Below are 14,336 nucleotides of genomic sequence, written 5' to 3'. Positions count from 1 at the left end.
GAACTTTGATGCGAAGCAGCGGCAACGGCAACGGTGGCGGCAACAGGAACAGCGGCAGTGGCGGCGGCGGGCGTGGTAGCGCCCGCGGCAGCGGCTCCGGCGGCGGCGGCTACCGCGGAGGCGGCTCCGGCGGTGGCAGCGGCTCCGGCGGCGGCTACCGCGGGGGCTCCAGCGGCGGCGGCTCCGGCTCCGGCGGCGGTGGCCACCGCGGCGGCTCCGGCTCCGGCTCCGGCTCCACGGGATCCGGTTCCGGCGGTTACCGGGGCGGCTCTTCCGGGTCATCCTCCGGCGGTTACCGGGGCGGCTCCTCCGGGTCCTCCTCCGGCTCCGGCGGCGGCTACCGCGGTGCGGGCGGCTCCCAGGACCGCGACCGCGACCAGCCGGCACCCCGCATCCGCAACCCGCGCCCCGAAGAGCGCCGCTACGACGTGGGCCCCGAGGGCGAGCGCAACGGCCGCGGCGGAGCGAAGGCGGGCGGCGGCGGTGCCCGCGGCGCGGCCGACGGCCCCCGCGGCGGCTCCGGTGCCCGTGGCGCCGCGGCGCGCGGTGGCGCCAAGGGCGGCCCCAAGACCTCCAAGACCCCCGGCATCGGCGGGGCCGGCGGCCCGCGCCGCGGCCCGGGCAGCCGCAGCGGCCAGTCCCGGCCGCGCGAGCTGGAGGCGCGGATCGAGGAGCGCGTGCGCGACCGGTACGCCGACAAGCCGGTCATCAAGACCCCGAAGACCTTCCCGGGCGCCGAGGAGGAGGGCGAGCGACTGCAGAAGGTGCTCGCCCGCGCCGGCATGGGCTCGCGCCGCGCCTGCGAGGAGCTGATCGAGCAGGCCCGCGTCGAGGTCAACGGCGAGATCGTGCTGGAGCAGGGCAAGCGCGTCCAGCCGAAGGACGAGATCAAGGTGGACGGCCTGACCGTCGCCACCCAGTCGTACCTGTTCTTCGCGCTGAACAAGCCGGCCGGCGTCGTCTCCACCATGGAGGACCCGGACGGCCGCCAGTGCCTCGGCGACTACGTGACCAACCGCGAGACGCGGCTGTTCCACGTCGGCCGCCTGGACACCGAGACCGAGGGCATCATCCTGCTCACCAACCACGGTGAGCTGGCCCACCGCCTCACGCACCCGAAGTACGGCGTGAAGAAGACGTACGTCGCCGCCATCACCGGTCCGCTGCCGCGCGAGATCGGCAAGCGCCTGAAGGACGGCATCGAGCTGGAGGACGGGTACGCCCGCGCCGACCACTTCCGCGTCGTCGACCAGGTCGGCAAGAACTACCTGGTCGAGGTGACCCTCCACGAGGGCCGCAAGCACATCGTGCGCCGCATGATGGCGGAGGCCGGCTTCCCGGTCGAGAAGCTCGTCCGCACCTCCTTCGGCCCGATCGAGCTGGGCGACCAGAAGTCCGGCTGGCTGCGCCGCCTGACCAACACCGAGGTCGGCATGCTGATGCGCGAGGTCGGTCTGTAAGGACCGCCCGCCCCACCGGCTCACGGAGAAGCCCGCAGCGCCCCACGGCGCCGCGGGCTTCTCCCTTGTCCCGACCCCCTCCGCTCCTTTATAGTCAACCTGACTATTAAAGGGAGGGGGCCCGGAATGAACTGGACCTTGAGCTGGACCGAGGTGCTCGGCTTCGCCACCGGCGCCCTGTGCGTGTGGCTGGTCGCCCGGCAGCACGTCGCCAACTGGCCGATCGGCATCGCCAACAACATCTTCTTCATCGCGCTCTTCACCCAGGCCGGCCTGTACGCCGACGCCGGGCTGCAGATCGTCTTCATCGCCCTCGCCGCGTACGGCTGGTGGTCCTGGACCCACGGGGGTGGACCGGGAACCGAAGGGGCCCTGCCGGTGCGCCGCACCACGCGCACCGAATGGGTCTGGCTGGCCGCGGCGGGGGCGGTGGGGGTGCTCGGCCTGACCCTGCTGCTCTCGCGGGCCACCGACTCGACCGTCCCCTTCTGGGACGCGGCCACGACCGGGCTCTCGCTGGCCGCCACCTACGGCCAGTGCCGCAAGCTCGTCGAGTCCTGGTGGCTGTGGATCGCCGCCGACCTGATCTACATCCCCCTGTACGCGTACAAGGAGCTGTACCTGACCGCCCTGCTGTACGTCGGCTTCCTCGCCCTGTGCGTGGCCGGCCTGATCGGGTGGCGGCGGTCGCTGCCCGCGCGGGCCGACCGTACGGCCCTGGAGGCCACGGCGTGAGGCGCTTCGGGCACGGGCTGGTGCTCGGCAAGTTCTACCCGCCCCACGCCGGCCACCACCACCTGGTGCGCACCGCCCAGGACCGCTGCGAGCGGCTGACCGTACTGGTCTGCGCCGCCTCCGTGGAGTCGGTGCCGCTGGCCGACCGCGTCGCCTGGATGCGCGAGGCGCACCCCGGGGCGCGGGTGGTCGGCGCGGTGGACGACATCCCCGTCGACCTGAACGACCCGGCGGTCTGGGAGGCCCACATGGCCGTCTTCCGCGGCGCGGTGGCCGGTCCGGTGGACGCCGTCTTCACCTCGGAGGGCTACGGGGAAGAGCTCGCCCGCCGGTTCGGCGCCGAGGCGGTCTGCGTGGACCCGGCCCGGGCGCTGTTCCCGGTGTCGGGGACGGCCGTCCGGGCGGACCCGGCGGCCTGCTGGGACTTCCTGGGGCCCGCCGTGCGGGCCTCGCTGGCCCGCAGGGTCGTCGTGCTCGGCGCCGAGTCCACCGGGACGACGACGCTGTCCCGGGCCCTGGCCGCGCACTACCGGCGGCGCGGCGGAGTCTGGGCGGGCACCGGCTGGGTCGCCGAGTACGGCCGCCGGTACAGCGAGGAGAAGCTCGCGGCGGCCCGCGCGGCGGACCCGGACGCCTCCTGGGCGGACGTCTCCTTCGCCTCGGAGGAGTTCCCGGTGATCGCCCGGCGCCAGGACGCGGAGGAGGAACGGGCCGCCCGGCTGGGCTCCCCGGTCCTGATCTGCGACACCGACTCCTTCGCGACCGGGATCTGGCACGAGCGCTACCTGGGCGGCCGCAACGAGGAGGTCGAGAGGACCGCCGCGCTGACCCGCCGGGACCTCTACCTGCTGACCGACCACGCGGACGTCCCCTTCGAGGACGACGGACTGCGGGACGGGCCGCACCTCAGACCGTGGATGACCGGCCGGTTCCGCGAGGAGCTGGAGGCCACCGGGAGGCGGTTCCTCGTCGTGCGCGGAGACCGGGAGGAGCGGCTGGCGACGGCCGTCGCCGCGGTGGACGGACTGCTCGCCGAGGGCTGGCACTTCGCCGACCCGCTGCCGGAGGCACGATGAGCGGGGGAGCGCCGGAGGGCTACGACCCGTACGCCTTCGCGCCGTTCGCGGTGACCGTGGACCTCGCGGTGTTCACCGTACGGGGAGGGCGGCTGCACGTGCTGCTGATCCGGCGCGGGCAGGAGCCCTACGCGGGCGCCTGGGCGCTGCCCGGCGGCTTCGTCCTGCCGCGCGAGTCCGCCGAGAGCGCCGCCCGGCGGGAGCTGGCCGAGGAGACGGGCCTGCCGGAGGCGGTGGTCGCGGCCCTGCACCTCGAACAGCTGCGCACGTACAGCGAACCGGACCGGGACCCCCGGATGCGGGTGGTCTCGGTCGCCTTCACGGCCCTGGTCCCGGACATGCCGGAGCCGGCGGCCGGAGGCGGCGGCGACGCGGCCCACGCCCGCTGGGTGGCCGTGGGGGAGGCCGCCGGGCTGGCCTTCGACCACACCGTGATCCTGGCGGACGCGCGGGAGCGGGTCGGCGCGAAGCTGGAGTACACCTGCCTGGCCACCGCCTTCTGCCCGCCCGAGTTCACCCTCGGCGAGCTGCAGGCCGTCTACGAGACCGTCTGGGACGCCACCGTCGACCGCCCCAACTTCCGCCGCAAGGTACTGGCCACCCCCGGCTTCGTGGAGGCCGTGCCCGGCGCCGCCCGGCTCACCGGCGGCCGCGGCAAGCCCGCCGCGCTCTACCGGCCGGGCCCGGCCACCACCCTGCACCCGCCCCTGCTCCGCCCCTCGGAAGGACACCCCCGATGACCACCACGAAACGTGCGGCGACGGGCGCCCTCGTCGGCCTCGCGCTGGGCGACGCCCTGGGCTTCCCCACCGAGTTCAACGACGTCCCGTCGATCCTCGCGAAGACCGGCCCGTGGCGCGAGATGGAACTGCCCCGCCCGGCGATCGTCACCGACGACACCCAGATGACCCTCGCCCTGGCCCGCGGCATGCGCACCGCCGCCGAACGCGGCCGCGTCGGCCCGCTGCGCCTGGCCCGGCCGGTGCGGGAGGAGTTCGTCGACTGGTACCACTCCCCGGAGAACAACCGGGCCCCCGGCCGGACCTGCATGACGGCCTGCCGGCTGCTCGACCACCCCGACCGGGACTGGCGCGACGCCAGCCAGCTCGGCTCCAAGGGCTGCGGCGCGAACATGAGGGTCGCGCCGGTCGGGCTGGTGCCCGGCTGGACCGAGGAGGAGCGGGCCGGCGCGGCCCAGCTCCAGTCGGCCCTGACCCACGGACACCCGACGGCGCTGGCCGCCTCCGACCTGACGGCGCGGGCCGTGTACCTCCTGGCCCGGGGCACCGAGGTGACCGGGCTGGTCGGGCAACTGCGCTCGTACGCCCTGGAGAACCGCACGCGCTACCACGAGCGCTGGCTCGGCGACCTCTGGACGCGGACGTCCTCCGACCCCTCCGAGACGTCCTTCATCGCCCGGGGCTGGGACGACTGCCTGGGCGTCCTGGACCGCGTGGCGGCGGCCCTGCGCACCCCCTCCCCGGAGACCGACCCGTGCCTGACGACGGGCGACGGGTGGATCGCCGAGGAGGCCTTCGCCACGGCCCTGCAGTGCTTCCTGCTCTTCCCGGAGGAGCCGCTCACGGTCCTGCGCCGCGCGGCCTGCACGGCCGGCGACTCCGACTCCATCGCCTGCCTGGCCGGCGCCTTCGCGGGCGCCCACCTCGGCGCGGACGCCTGGCCGGGGGAGTGGGAGGGCCGCATCGAGTACCGCGACGAACTCCTGTCCTTCGGCGCCCTCTGGGACGCGTGACCCGGTGACGCGACCCGCCCGTCAGGGGCGGGAGGGGGATCCGGCGGGCTCGTGACGGACGGCCGAGGCGCGGCGGGCGCGGAGGAGGAAGTCCTCGACGCGGGCCCGGTCCGGGGCCTCGGGCAGCGGCGTGCCGGCCAGGGCGGCCGCGGTCTCCTCCACGAGGCGGGCCATCCAGGCGTCGGTCTCGTCCCAGGTGAGCTCGCCGCGGCGGACCGCCAGGAGGCGCTCGCGCCACGGGCTCGCGTCGATGGTCAGGCGACCCGTGCGCAGCAGGTCCCGGCAGGACAGCAGCAGGCGCAGCAGGTGCATGGCGTGCTTCCAGCGCGGGGCCCCGTGGACGCGGACGTCGGCGAGGAGCTTGCCGTGCTGGGATTCGGCGTACCGGCTGAAGCTGGTGTGGGCCAGGCGGGAGAGGAAGGCCCCGCGGAGGGAGAGGAGTTCCTCGCCCACCGGGGTGACCTCTTCCACCAACGGGGAGTGCAGGCACTCCAGGACGTTCGGGTTGGCGCGGAGGGCGAGCGCGCAGAACCGCTCCAGCTCCCAGGAGAACTCCTCGTCCCGGGGGCCCTCCACGTGCGTGGGCGGCTTGTCGAAGCGCCAGAACAGCGGCGTCGGGGCGAGGTAGACACCGCGCAGGTCGGTGTCGCTCGCCCCGGTCGCCAGTCCGAACGCCCGGGAGCCCATCACGCAGCGGTAGACCGTGTGGTCCCGCACCAGCGTCAGATCGTCCATCCGGGGAGCCTAAGGGCTGTCCCGTCATCCCCGGCGGGCGCGCGGCGACAGCTACGGCACCTCGCCGCGTTGTCGGAACGTCCGGATACGTCCAGTATCCGGACGCTCCTCCGCCTTGCGATGTACCGCATCTGACGCCGCGCGCTGATCCACCGGGGATCACGGGACAGCCCTTAGGCAGGAGCCTGCCGGCGGGCCATCCCTTTTCGGACCGTGCCGGCGCCCGGCCTCCGGGCGTACGGAACGACTTCGGCGACACCCCCTAGGCGAGCGAGATGCTGCCGTTCGCCACGGTGATCTTCTTCTCGGGCAGCGGGCGGGTGGCCGGGCCCTTGGTGACCGCGCCGTCCGTGTCCTTGAACTTGCTGTCGTGGCAGGGGCAGTCGATGGTGCCGTCCGCCACCTTGTTCACGAGGCAGCCCGAGTGGGTGCAGACCGCCGAGAAGCAGCGGTACTCGCCGGCCGTCGGCTGGGTGATCACCAGCTTCTCGTCCTTGAGCACCTTGCCGCCGCCGACCGGTACCTCCGCCGTCGTGGCGATCGCCTTGGCCGCGTCGCCCGCGGGCGCGGACGCCGCCGCGGAGGGTGTGGCCGCGCTGCCGGGCTCGCTGGCAGGCTTCGGCTCGGAATCGCCGCCGCAGGCGGCGAGCGCGCCGCCCGCCAGGGTGGCCGCGCCTGCCGCCAGGACGGTGCGCCGGGCGGTACGCGTGGGGTGGCTCATGACTGTCTCCTCGCTCTGTGGCCGGGATGGCGTGCAGCATCCTGGCCTGTGGGGGGCTCCGGGACGGAGTCCGCCGCGCCTTTTCAGGTACCCGGCTGCCATGGGGCCAGTGAGGCAGGACTGCCGGGAGTGCGTACGACCTCCCACACGCGGATCACGGCGTCCCGGTTCAACGGGCCGTGGACGTGCGGGTAGCGGCCCCCGGAATCACCCTCCCGGCGGACGTCCGCCGTCAGGGCTGCTTCGTCGAGTTCCACCGCGAGCAGGGTCCCCCGTACCCCGCGGTAGTGCGCGTCGGCGATCGCCAGCGCGGTCGGGCGGTCCGCCGAACAGTGCACGAATCCCTCGGTGGCGAGCGAGGGCGGGGCGTACGGCAGGCCGGGCGAGGCCGCCCAGTCGGCGAGCGGGACGAGGTGGAGGATCATGCCCGACGTTCTACCGGAGCAGGAGGGAAGCGGGTTCCGGGGGTGTGCGCCAAGTGGCAGCACTGTCCTGTATGAGTGACATTGTCCGTGTCTCGAAGCCGGGTACGCCGCGGTCCGCGCGGCCCGGTCCCTCTCCGAAAGGCACGACCATGGCGGGTAACGACCTCGGCTCTCTTCTCGGCGGCCTCCTCGGCGGCGGCAGCGGCCAGGGCGGCGGTGGCGGCGGCGGTGGCGGCAACATCCTCGGTTCGCTCCTCGGCGCCCTCCTCGGAGGCGGCGGAGCGGGCGGCGCGGCCGGCGCCCAGGCGGCCGGCGGCGGCAGCAACCCGCTGGGCGGCCTGATGGACATGCTGACCAAGTCGGGGCTGGCCGACCAGGCCCAGTCCTGGGTCGGCACCGGCGAGAACAAGGCGGTGAGCGGCGCGCAGATCGCCGAGGCGCTGCCGGACGAGACCCTCCAGAAGGTCGCGGAGCAGGCGGGCGTCACTCCCGAGAAGGCCGCCGACGAGATCGCCAGGTCGCTGCCCCATGCCGTCGACAAGCTGACGCCCGACGGACAGGTGCCCTCGGGCTCGCTGGAGGACATCATCCGGCAGCAGAAGCTCTGACCGGCGCGCACACCGCCGCCCGCGAGGGCCCGGCCGCCGTCCCGAGGGGCGGGCCGCCGGGCCCTCGCGGCACGTGCGGTGGCTACGCTGGCCGGGCAGTGCCCCCGCCGTGCCGTACGCAACCCTGGAGCGCCCCGTGAGAACCGCCGTCGTCATCGGAACCGGACTGATCGGCACCTCGGCGGCGCTCGCCCTGTCCGCCCGCGGGATCACCGTCCACCTGGTCGACCACGATCCGGCCCAGGCCCGTACGGCGGCGGCCCTCGGTGCCGGTACCGACGAGGCCCTGGAGGGCCAGGTGGACCTCGCCGTCGTCGCCGTGCCGCCGGCCCACGTCGCCCCGACCCTGGCGGACGTGATCGGGCGCGGAGTGGCCCGGGCGTACGTGGACGTGGCCAGCGTCAAGGGCGGACCGCGCCGGGAGCTGGCCGAGCTGGGCGTGGACGTCACCGCGTACATCGGCACCCACCCGATGGCCGGCAAGGAGCGCTCGGGCCCCCTCGCCGCGACGGCGGACCTCTTCGAGGGGCGGCCGTGGGTGCTGACCCCGACCCGGGACACCGACCACGAGGTGCTGAACCTCGCGCTGGAACTGGTGGCGCTGTGCCGGGCGGTGCCGGTCGTGATGGACGCGGACGCGCACGACCGGGCGGTGGCGCTGGTCTCGCACACCCCGCAGCTGGTGTCGAGCATGGTCGCGGCCCGCCTGGAGGAGGCCGACGAGACGGCGGTCCGGCTCTGCGGCCAGGGGATCCGGGACGTGACGCGGATCGCCGCCTCCGATCCCCGGATGTGGCTGGAGATCCTCTCGGCGAACCCGGGTCCGGTCGCCGACGTCCTCTCCGGGATCGCCGCCGACCTCGCGGAAACCGTGGAGGCCCTGCGGGGCCTGCAGTCGGCCGACGAGGAGAAGCGGCGCGGCGGGGCGGCGGGCATCGAGGACGTGCTGCGGCGCGGGAACGCCGGCCGGGTGCGGGTGCCGGGCAAGCACGGCGCGGCGCCGACGGTGTACGAGACCGTGGCCGTCCTCATCAGCGACCAGCCGGGCGAGCTGGCCCGCATCTTCGCCGACGCCGGACGGGCGGGGGTCAACATCGAGGACGTCCGCATCGAGCACGCGACGGGCCAGCAGGCAGGCCTCGTCCAGCTGATGGTGGAACCGCGTGCGGTGGCCGGGCTGACGGCCGAGCTGCGGGAGCGCGGCTGGGCCCTGCGGCAGCAGTAGGCGGCGCCCGGAAGGGCCCGTACCACCGGGATCCGGCCACCCGGAACGGGGTCCGGGACGGTCCGGATCCACCGGGCGGGGACGGGGAGCGCCGGGGCCCGGTAACCTGGGGAGGGGCGCTTTTGGCGCGCCCGGACAGCACCAGCAACCAGGAAGGTGCCCGCACCGTGGAAACCGTAGCTCCGTCCGCCGTGATCGTCGCCATCGACGGTCCCTCCGGCACGGGCAAGTCCAGCACCTCCAAGGCCGTGGCCGCCAAGCTCGGGCTGCGCTACCTGGACACCGGCGCCCAGTACCGGGCCATCACCTGGTGGATGATCACCAACGGCGTCGACACCGACGACCCGCAGGCCATCGCGGTCGCCGCGGGCAAGCCGGCCATCGTCTCGGGCACCGACCCGCACGCCCCCACGATCACCGTGGACGGCGTGGACGCCTCCGGACCCATCCGCTCCAAGGAGGTCACCTCCAAGGTCAGCGCCGTCAGCGCCGTCCCCGAGGTGCGCACCCTGATCACCGCGCTCCAGCGCACCATCGCCGCCGCGGCGGCCGACGGGATCGTCGTCGAGGGCCGGGACATCGGCACCACCGTCCTGCCCGACGCCGACATCAAGATCTTCCTGACGGCCACCGCCGAGGCGCGCGCCGCGCGCCGCAGCGGCGAGCTCCGCGGCAAGGAGGCCGCCGACCTCGCGGCCACCCGGGCGGCGCTGGTCCAGCGCGACGCGGCCGACTCCGGCCGCAAGACCTCCCCGCTGGCCAAGGCCGACGACGCCGTCGAGGTCGACACCACCGACCTCACGCTCGACCAGGTCATCGAGTGCGTCGTCACGCTGGTGGCGGACCGGCAGAGCCCGCAGACCGCGGGCAGCACCCGGAACGGGCGGTCCGCCGGTGAGTGAAGCGCCCTCCCTGAAGGGTGCGGAGGTCGGCAGGCGCATCGGCGTCGGGCTCATGTACGGGCTGTGGAAGCCGCGCGTGCTGGGAGCCTGGAAGGTGCCCGTCTCGGGCCCCGTCATCCTCGCCGTGAACCACTCCCACAACATCGACGGCCCGATGGTGATGGGGACCGCACCGAGGCCGCTGCACTTCCTGATCAAGAAGGAGGCCTACGTCGGCCCCCTCGGCCCCTTCCTCAACGGGATCGGGCAGGTCAGGGTCGACCGGAGCGGAGCCGACCGCACCGCGATAGGGCGCGCCCTCGGCGTGCTCGACCAGGGCGGAGCGCTGGGGATCTTCCCCGAGGGCTCCCGGGGCGAGGGCGACTTCGCCTCGCTCCGCGCGGGACTCGCGTACTTCGCGGTCCGCAGCGGCGCACCCGTCGTGCCGGTGGCCGTCCTCGGCAGCGGCGACACCCCGGGACGCCTCGTCAAGGGGCTCCCGGCACTCAAGAGCCGGGTCGACGTCGTCTTCGGCTCGGCCTTCGACGCGGGGGACGGCAGTGGCCGCCGGACCCGTACCGCGCTGGACGAGGCCACCGTACGCATCCAGGACCGGCTGACCGCCCACCTGGCCGATGCCAAGCGCCTCACCGGGCGCTGAGCGAGACTTGAACCAGTAGTGGAACCGCGCTGCGCGGGTGCCACCGATCACCACGAACGACGAGGAACGGACTTCATGAACGACCAGCACGACCAAGGAGCACTTGGCGACGCCGAGTACGCGGAGTTCATGGAGCTCGCCGCGGAAGAGGGCTTCGACATCGAGGACGTCGAAGGCGCGCTCGGAGAGGCCGCTGCCGGCCCCCTGCCCGTCCTCGCCGTCGTGGGCCGGCCGAACGTCGGCAAGTCGACCCTGGTGAACCGGATCATCGGCCGCCGCGAGGCGGTCGTCGAGGACAAGCCCGGCGTCACCCGCGACCGCGTCACGTACGAGGCGGAATGGGCCGGCCGCCGCTTCAAGGTCGTCGACACCGGCGGCTGGGAGCAGGACGTCCTCGGCATCGACGCCTCGGTCGCCGCCCAGGCCGAGTACGCCATCGAGGCCTGCGACGCCGTGGTCTTCGTCGTCGACGCCAAGGTCGGCGCCACCGACACCGACGAGGCCGTCGTCCGGCTGCTGCGCAAGGCGGGCAAGCCCGTCGTGCTGTGCGCCAACAAGGTCGACGGCCAGAGCGGCGAGTCCGACGCGGCCTCCCTGTGGTCGCTGGGCCTCGGCATGCCGCACCCGGTCTCCTCCCTGCACGGCCGCGGTACGGGCGACATGCTCGACGCCGTCCTGGAGGCCCTGCCGGAAGCGCCCGCGCAGACCTTCGGCACCCCGGTCGGCGGCCCGCGCCGCATCGCGCTGATCGGCCGCCCGAACGTCGGCAAGTCCTCGCTGCTCAACAAGGTCGCGAAGGAGGACCGTGTCGTCGTCAACGAGCTGGCCGGCACCACCCGCGACCCGGTCGACGAGCTGATCCAGCTCGGTGGTGTGACCTGGAAGTTCATCGACACCGCGGGCATCCGCAAGAAGGTGCACCTCCAGCAGGGCGCCGACTACTACGCCTCCCTGCGCACGGCCGCCGCCGTCGAGAAGGCGGAGGTCGCGGTCATCCTGATCGACGCGACCGAGAACATCAGCGTCCAGGACCAGCGCATCATCACCATGGCCGTCGAGGCGGGCCGCGCGATCGTGATCGCGTACAACAAGTGGGACGAGCTCGACGAGGAGCGCCGCTACTACCTCGAGCGCGAGATCGAGACCGAGATGCAGCAGGTCGCCTGGGCGCCCCGGGTGAACGTCTCGGCGCTCACCGGCCGCCACATGGAGAAGCTGGTCCCGGCGATCGAGGCCGCCCTCGCGGGCTGGGAGACGCGCGTCCCGACGGGCCGCCTGAACGCCTTCCTCGGCGAGGTCGTCGCCGCCCACCCGCACCCGGTCCGCGGTGGCAAGCAGCCCCGCATCCTGTTCGGTACGCAGGCGGGCAGCAAGCCCCCGCGGTTCGTCCTCTTCGCCTCCGGCTTCCTGGAGCACGGCTACCGGCGCTTCGTCGAGCGCCGTCTGCGCGAGGAGTTCGGCTTCGAGGGCACCCCGATCCACATCTCGGTGCGGGTGCGCGAGAAGCGCGGCGCCCTGCACAAGAAGAAGTAGGAGCGCGGGAGCAGCAGCGCGGTGCGGCGCCGGGGGTCAGTAGCCCCGGCGCGGAGCGGGCGGCAGGGCCGCCGGAATGTGCGTCATTCCGGTCTGGTGCTGCCGCCCGTTCGTGTAGGCGGGGCTGCCGGCGTACGAGTACGCGGGCTGGGGGACGGACGGGGGCTGCCAGGCGTCGGTCTGCTGCCAGGAGGGGCCGCTCCATCCGCTGCCGTACGCACTGCCGCCCGTGTACCCGCCGCCGTACGAGAACGCCGTGAAGCCGAGGTCCTCCTCGCCCGTGCGGTCGCCCGGAAGGGCCCGGAAGGAGCGCAGGTACTCGGAGTACAGCGCGTCGTAGATCGGGGTGTGCGAGGCGGCCGGAACGCTGTCCAGGTCCCATACGGGGCGCATCGGGGAGACGGTGCTCGGATGGGACGGGGCGCGGGAGGAGTCGTGTGAATGCACGTATCAGCCAACGAAACCGGCGCCCTGCGGATGCGGGGTGAGGGGCGCGAAAACGCAGATCGCCGGGGGTGCGCGGGACGGACCGCGCACCCCCGGCGCATGCCGCCCGGCCCCCTCGGCGGGGTCCGGCGGGCGTGTTGGAGGCAGGGAGGGCGTCAGGCGCCCGGGGTACCGGCCAGGGGCATCGAGGCGGCCACCAGCTTGCCCGCGGCGGCCGCCTTGTCCAGCGCGTCGCGCAGCAGGTCCTCGCGGGGCTGCTGCCCGATGGAGCCGACCGGGGCGGCGTAGATGAGCACGCGCTGGGTCTTGTTGACGGCGGCCCGCCAGCCGTCGGTGACCGACAGGGCCTGGTGCGCCTGCCACCAGGAGACCGGACGGCCGCCGTCGAGGCCCGGCTGCAGCACGGCGTGCAGCTGGCCCGCGGCGAGCAGGACCGACCAGCCGGCGAGTCCGGCGGGGAGTTCGGAGGTGTCCGTGACGGGGATGAAGCCCTGCTCGATGAGGAGCGGGAGGAAGTCGTCGCCGGGGCCGTCGCTGCCGGGGCGGGCGATCGGCGCGGTGGGCTCGACGACCAGGGCCGGGTGCAGCTCGCCGCCGATCAGGACCAGGCCGCTGGTGATGCCGAGGACGGCCTGCCCGCCCGGGGCGCTCTGCGGGGCGCCCGCGGGGGCCGGGGCCGGGCTGTCGCCGGTGATGCTGGCGACGGCGCCCTGGAGCTGCTCCTCGGAGACGGTGACGACCTGCGAGGGGATGCAGGTGGCGTGCGCGAAGGCCAGGACGGCCGTCTCCTCGCCGACGAACAGGACCGTGCTGGTGGGGTCGCTCTGCGGGTCTCCGGGGGTGCGGCAGGAGGTGCAGTCGTAACTGCGCGGTGCGTCGTCGCCGACGAGCAGCCTGTCGGCTTCTTCGTCACCGATCTCGGCACGTACCTCATCACTGACGTCGAGCATGGGCGGCACGGGGTGGCTCCTCGGCATAGGTGCGGCGGGCCGGGGGGTTCCCGGCTCGCCGGGCTCAACGGCCGAGCGGTGGCCGGGGTCACGCCATGGGAGGGAACGGATTCGAACCCGGCCCCCGGAGGGGTGAACCCCTCGCCGGGGACTTCGCTTTCGTGCCAACTCTTTTCTGGTTGTGCGCAGTTGGTGGGCGGTGCTGTCCGTTTCGGGGGCGTGGGGCGCGTCGGCCGACCGGGTGGGGCGCAGGGGCGCGCGGTGTGGCGTGCGAGGTGGGCCGGGCGCTCCTCCGTAGCGTGACCCGATGCCCAACCTCCGGATCCGTCGGGCCGCGCGCGGAGCCGCGGCCGCGCTGGTGCTCGTACTCCCGTGTGATGCCGCCGCTGCCGTCGCCCCGGCCCCGGCCGGGGCGCCGCCGCCGCCCGCGCCGGGACCGGCGGGCGCCGCGCACCCCGGTTCGCCCGGGGTCGTCGGCCACGGGCCGGGGGACTGCGGGCCCGGCGGGGAGTGGCCGTGGGACTGCGTGGCCGACTGCGAGAGCGGCGGGCGCTGGGCGGTCAACACCGGCAACGGCTTCTACGGGGGGCTGCAGTTCTGGCAGCCGACGTGGGAGGAGCACGGGGGCCTGGTCTTCGCGGCCCGGGCGGACCTGGCGAGCCGGGAGCAGCAGATCCGGGTCGCGGAGGACCTGCTCGGCGCGCAGGGCTGGGACGCGTGGCCGGTGTGCGCGAAGCGGTACGGGCTGGCGGGGCGGATGCACGTGGTGCGGGGCGGGGAGACGCTGGTGTCGATCGCGGCGCGGCGCCGGGTGGCGGGCGGCTGGCGGGCCCTGTACGAGGCGAACCGGGGGGTGATCGGGGAACGGCCGGAGCGGATCGCCGTGGGCACGCTGCTGGCCCTGCCCCCGGCCGCCGCGTCCCCACCGGCCAAGGCACCCGTACCGGCCAAGGCACCCGTACCGGCCGCGGCGCCCGTACCGGCCGCGGCGCCCGTACCGGCCGCGGCGCCTGTACCGGCCGCGGCGCCTGTACCGGCCGCGGCGCCTGTACCGGCCGCGGCGCCTGTACCGGCCGCGGCGCCTGTACCGGCCGCGGCGCCTGTACCGGCCGCGCCCGTCCCGGCC

General features: G+C 74.5%; 15 protein-coding genes and 1 pseudogene. 11 read left to right on the top strand and 5 right to left on the bottom strand.

Annotation, left to right across the window (positions count from 1 at the left end; translation table 11 throughout):
- Window positions 1–8 precede the first annotated feature (8 nt).
- The 5 genes from ACZ6S8_RS36650 (at window position 9) to ACZ6S8_RS36630 (ending at window position 5,024) form a co-directional block, all read left to right on the top strand.
- Complete coding sequence (locus ACZ6S8_RS36650; protein ID WP_469462358.1) at window positions 9–1,460, top strand: pseudouridine synthase; 1,452 nt, start codon at window positions 9–11, stop codon at window positions 1,458–1,460.
- 126 nt (window positions 1,461–1,586) lie between these two features.
- On the top strand, window positions 1,587–2,195 hold the full coding sequence (gene pnuC, locus ACZ6S8_RS36645; RefSeq protein ID WP_469462357.1) for a nicotinamide riboside transporter PnuC: 609 nt from the start codon (window positions 1,587–1,589) through the stop codon (window positions 2,193–2,195).
- Window positions 2,192–3,271, top strand: a complete 1,080-nt coding sequence (locus tag ACZ6S8_RS36640; protein ID WP_469462356.1) for an AAA family ATPase — start codon at window positions 2,192–2,194, stop codon at window positions 3,269–3,271. The genes pnuC and ACZ6S8_RS36640 overlap by 4 nt, the downstream gene beginning before the upstream one ends.
- A complete protein-coding gene (locus tag ACZ6S8_RS36635; RefSeq protein ID WP_469462355.1) occupies window positions 3,268–4,011 on the top strand; it encodes an NUDIX hydrolase in 744 nt (247 codons plus the stop codon). Before ACZ6S8_RS36640 ends, ACZ6S8_RS36635 begins: the two co-directional genes overlap by 4 nt.
- A complete protein-coding gene (locus ACZ6S8_RS36630; protein WP_469462354.1) occupies window positions 4,008–5,024 on the top strand; it encodes an ADP-ribosylglycohydrolase family protein in 1,017 nt (338 codons plus the stop codon). Before ACZ6S8_RS36635 ends, ACZ6S8_RS36630 begins: the two co-directional genes overlap by 4 nt.
- 21 nt (window positions 5,025–5,045) lie before the next feature.
- Here ACZ6S8_RS36630 and ACZ6S8_RS36625 read toward each other — a convergent pair whose 3' ends face one another.
- The 3 genes from ACZ6S8_RS36625 to ACZ6S8_RS36615 form a co-directional block, all read right to left on the bottom strand.
- On the bottom strand, window positions 5,046–5,759 hold the full coding sequence (locus tag ACZ6S8_RS36625) for a nucleotidyltransferase domain-containing protein (protein WP_469462353.1): 714 nt from the start codon (window positions 5,757–5,759) through the stop codon (window positions 5,046–5,048).
- Between the two features lie 262 nt (window positions 5,760–6,021).
- The gene (locus tag ACZ6S8_RS36620; RefSeq protein ID WP_469462351.1) at window positions 6,022–6,480 is read right to left on the bottom strand and encodes a Rieske (2Fe-2S) protein; all 459 of its coding nucleotides are present in this window, start codon (window positions 6,478–6,480) and stop codon (window positions 6,022–6,024) included.
- An 83-nt stretch (window positions 6,481–6,563) separates the two neighbouring features.
- Window positions 6,564–6,905 (bottom strand): DUF952 domain-containing protein, encoded by a 342-nt coding sequence (locus ACZ6S8_RS36615; RefSeq protein ID WP_469462349.1) that lies wholly within the window; start codon window positions 6,903–6,905, stop codon window positions 6,564–6,566.
- 149 nt (window positions 6,906–7,054) lie between these two features.
- On the opposite strand from ACZ6S8_RS36615, the gene ACZ6S8_RS36610 reads away from it, so the two are divergent.
- The 5 genes from ACZ6S8_RS36610 (at window position 7,055) to der (ending at window position 11,813) form a co-directional block, all read left to right on the top strand.
- Complete coding sequence (locus ACZ6S8_RS36610; RefSeq protein WP_469462348.1) at window positions 7,055–7,513, top strand: YidB family protein; 459 nt, start codon at window positions 7,055–7,057, stop codon at window positions 7,511–7,513.
- A 136-nt stretch (window positions 7,514–7,649) separates the two neighbouring features.
- The gene (locus ACZ6S8_RS36605; RefSeq protein ID WP_469462347.1) at window positions 7,650–8,738 is read left to right on the top strand and encodes a prephenate dehydrogenase; all 1,089 of its coding nucleotides are present in this window, start codon (window positions 7,650–7,652) and stop codon (window positions 8,736–8,738) included.
- Window positions 8,739–8,905: 167 nt separating this feature from the next.
- Window positions 8,906–9,640, top strand: a complete 735-nt coding sequence (cmk, locus tag ACZ6S8_RS36600; RefSeq protein ID WP_469462345.1) for a (d)CMP kinase — start codon at window positions 8,906–8,908, stop codon at window positions 9,638–9,640.
- Window positions 9,641–9,692: 52 nt separating this feature from the next.
- Complete coding sequence (locus ACZ6S8_RS36595) at window positions 9,693–10,280, top strand: lysophospholipid acyltransferase family protein (RefSeq protein WP_386532966.1); 588 nt, start codon at window positions 9,693–9,695, stop codon at window positions 10,278–10,280.
- Window positions 10,281–10,355: 75 nt separating this feature from the next.
- Window positions 10,356–11,813 (top strand): ribosome biogenesis GTPase Der, encoded by a 1,458-nt coding sequence (der, locus tag ACZ6S8_RS36590; RefSeq protein ID WP_469462344.1) that lies wholly within the window; start codon window positions 10,356–10,358, stop codon window positions 11,811–11,813.
- Window positions 11,814–11,849: 36 nt separating this feature from the next.
- Here der and ACZ6S8_RS36585 read toward each other — a convergent pair whose 3' ends face one another.
- Both ACZ6S8_RS36585 and ACZ6S8_RS36580 read right to left on the bottom strand, forming a co-directional pair.
- Complete coding sequence (locus ACZ6S8_RS36585; protein WP_469462342.1) at window positions 11,850–12,260, bottom strand: hypothetical protein; 411 nt, start codon at window positions 12,258–12,260, stop codon at window positions 11,850–11,852.
- Between the two features lie 155 nt (window positions 12,261–12,415).
- Window positions 12,416–13,219, bottom strand: coding sequence for a hypothetical protein (locus ACZ6S8_RS36580; RefSeq protein WP_469462340.1), 804 nt, complete (start codon window positions 13,217–13,219; stop codon window positions 12,416–12,418).
- 298 nt (window positions 13,220–13,517) lie between these two features.
- Here ACZ6S8_RS36580 and ACZ6S8_RS36575 point away from each other — a divergent pair.
- Window positions 13,518–14,120: pseudogene (locus ACZ6S8_RS36575) on the top strand (transglycosylase family protein); the annotation flags it as partial.
- Between the last annotated feature and the right edge of the window lie 216 nt (window positions 14,121–14,336).

This window comes from Streptomyces sp. NPDC048461 (assembly GCF_055587105.1).
This window is presented reverse-complemented; position numbering and strand designations above follow the sequence as displayed.

What these genes read in the sequence shown, in the direction of transcription:
- ACZ6S8_RS36650 (WP_469462358.1), top strand. Translation starts at nt 9, where the DNA reads ATGCGAAGCAGCGGCAACGGCAACGGTGGCGGCAACAGGAACAGCGGC.
- pnuC (WP_469462357.1), top strand. Translation starts at nt 1,587, where the DNA reads ATGAACTGGACCTTGAGCTGGACCGAGGTGCTCGGCTTCGCCACCGGC.
- ACZ6S8_RS36635 (WP_469462355.1), top strand. Translation starts at nt 3,268, where the DNA reads ATGAGCGGGGGAGCGCCGGAGGGCTACGACCCGTACGCCTTCGCGCCG.
- ACZ6S8_RS36630 (WP_469462354.1), top strand. Translation starts at nt 4,008, where the DNA reads ATGACCACCACGAAACGTGCGGCGACGGGCGCCCTCGTCGGCCTCGCG.
- ACZ6S8_RS36625 (WP_469462353.1), bottom strand. Translation starts at nt 5,759, where the DNA reads ATGGACGATCTGACGCTGGTGCGGGACCACACGGTCTACCGCTGCGTG.
- ACZ6S8_RS36620 (WP_469462351.1), bottom strand. Translation starts at nt 6,480, where the DNA reads ATGAGCCACCCCACGCGTACCGCCCGGCGCACCGTCCTGGCGGCAGGC.
- ACZ6S8_RS36615 (WP_469462349.1), bottom strand. Translation starts at nt 6,905, where the DNA reads ATGATCCTCCACCTCGTCCCGCTCGCCGACTGGGCGGCCTCGCCCGGC.
- ACZ6S8_RS36610 (WP_469462348.1), top strand. Translation starts at nt 7,055, where the DNA reads ATGGCGGGTAACGACCTCGGCTCTCTTCTCGGCGGCCTCCTCGGCGGC.
- ACZ6S8_RS36595 (WP_386532966.1), top strand. Translation starts at nt 9,693, where the DNA reads ATGTACGGGCTGTGGAAGCCGCGCGTGCTGGGAGCCTGGAAGGTGCCC.
- der (WP_469462344.1), top strand. Translation starts at nt 10,356, where the DNA reads ATGAACGACCAGCACGACCAAGGAGCACTTGGCGACGCCGAGTACGCG.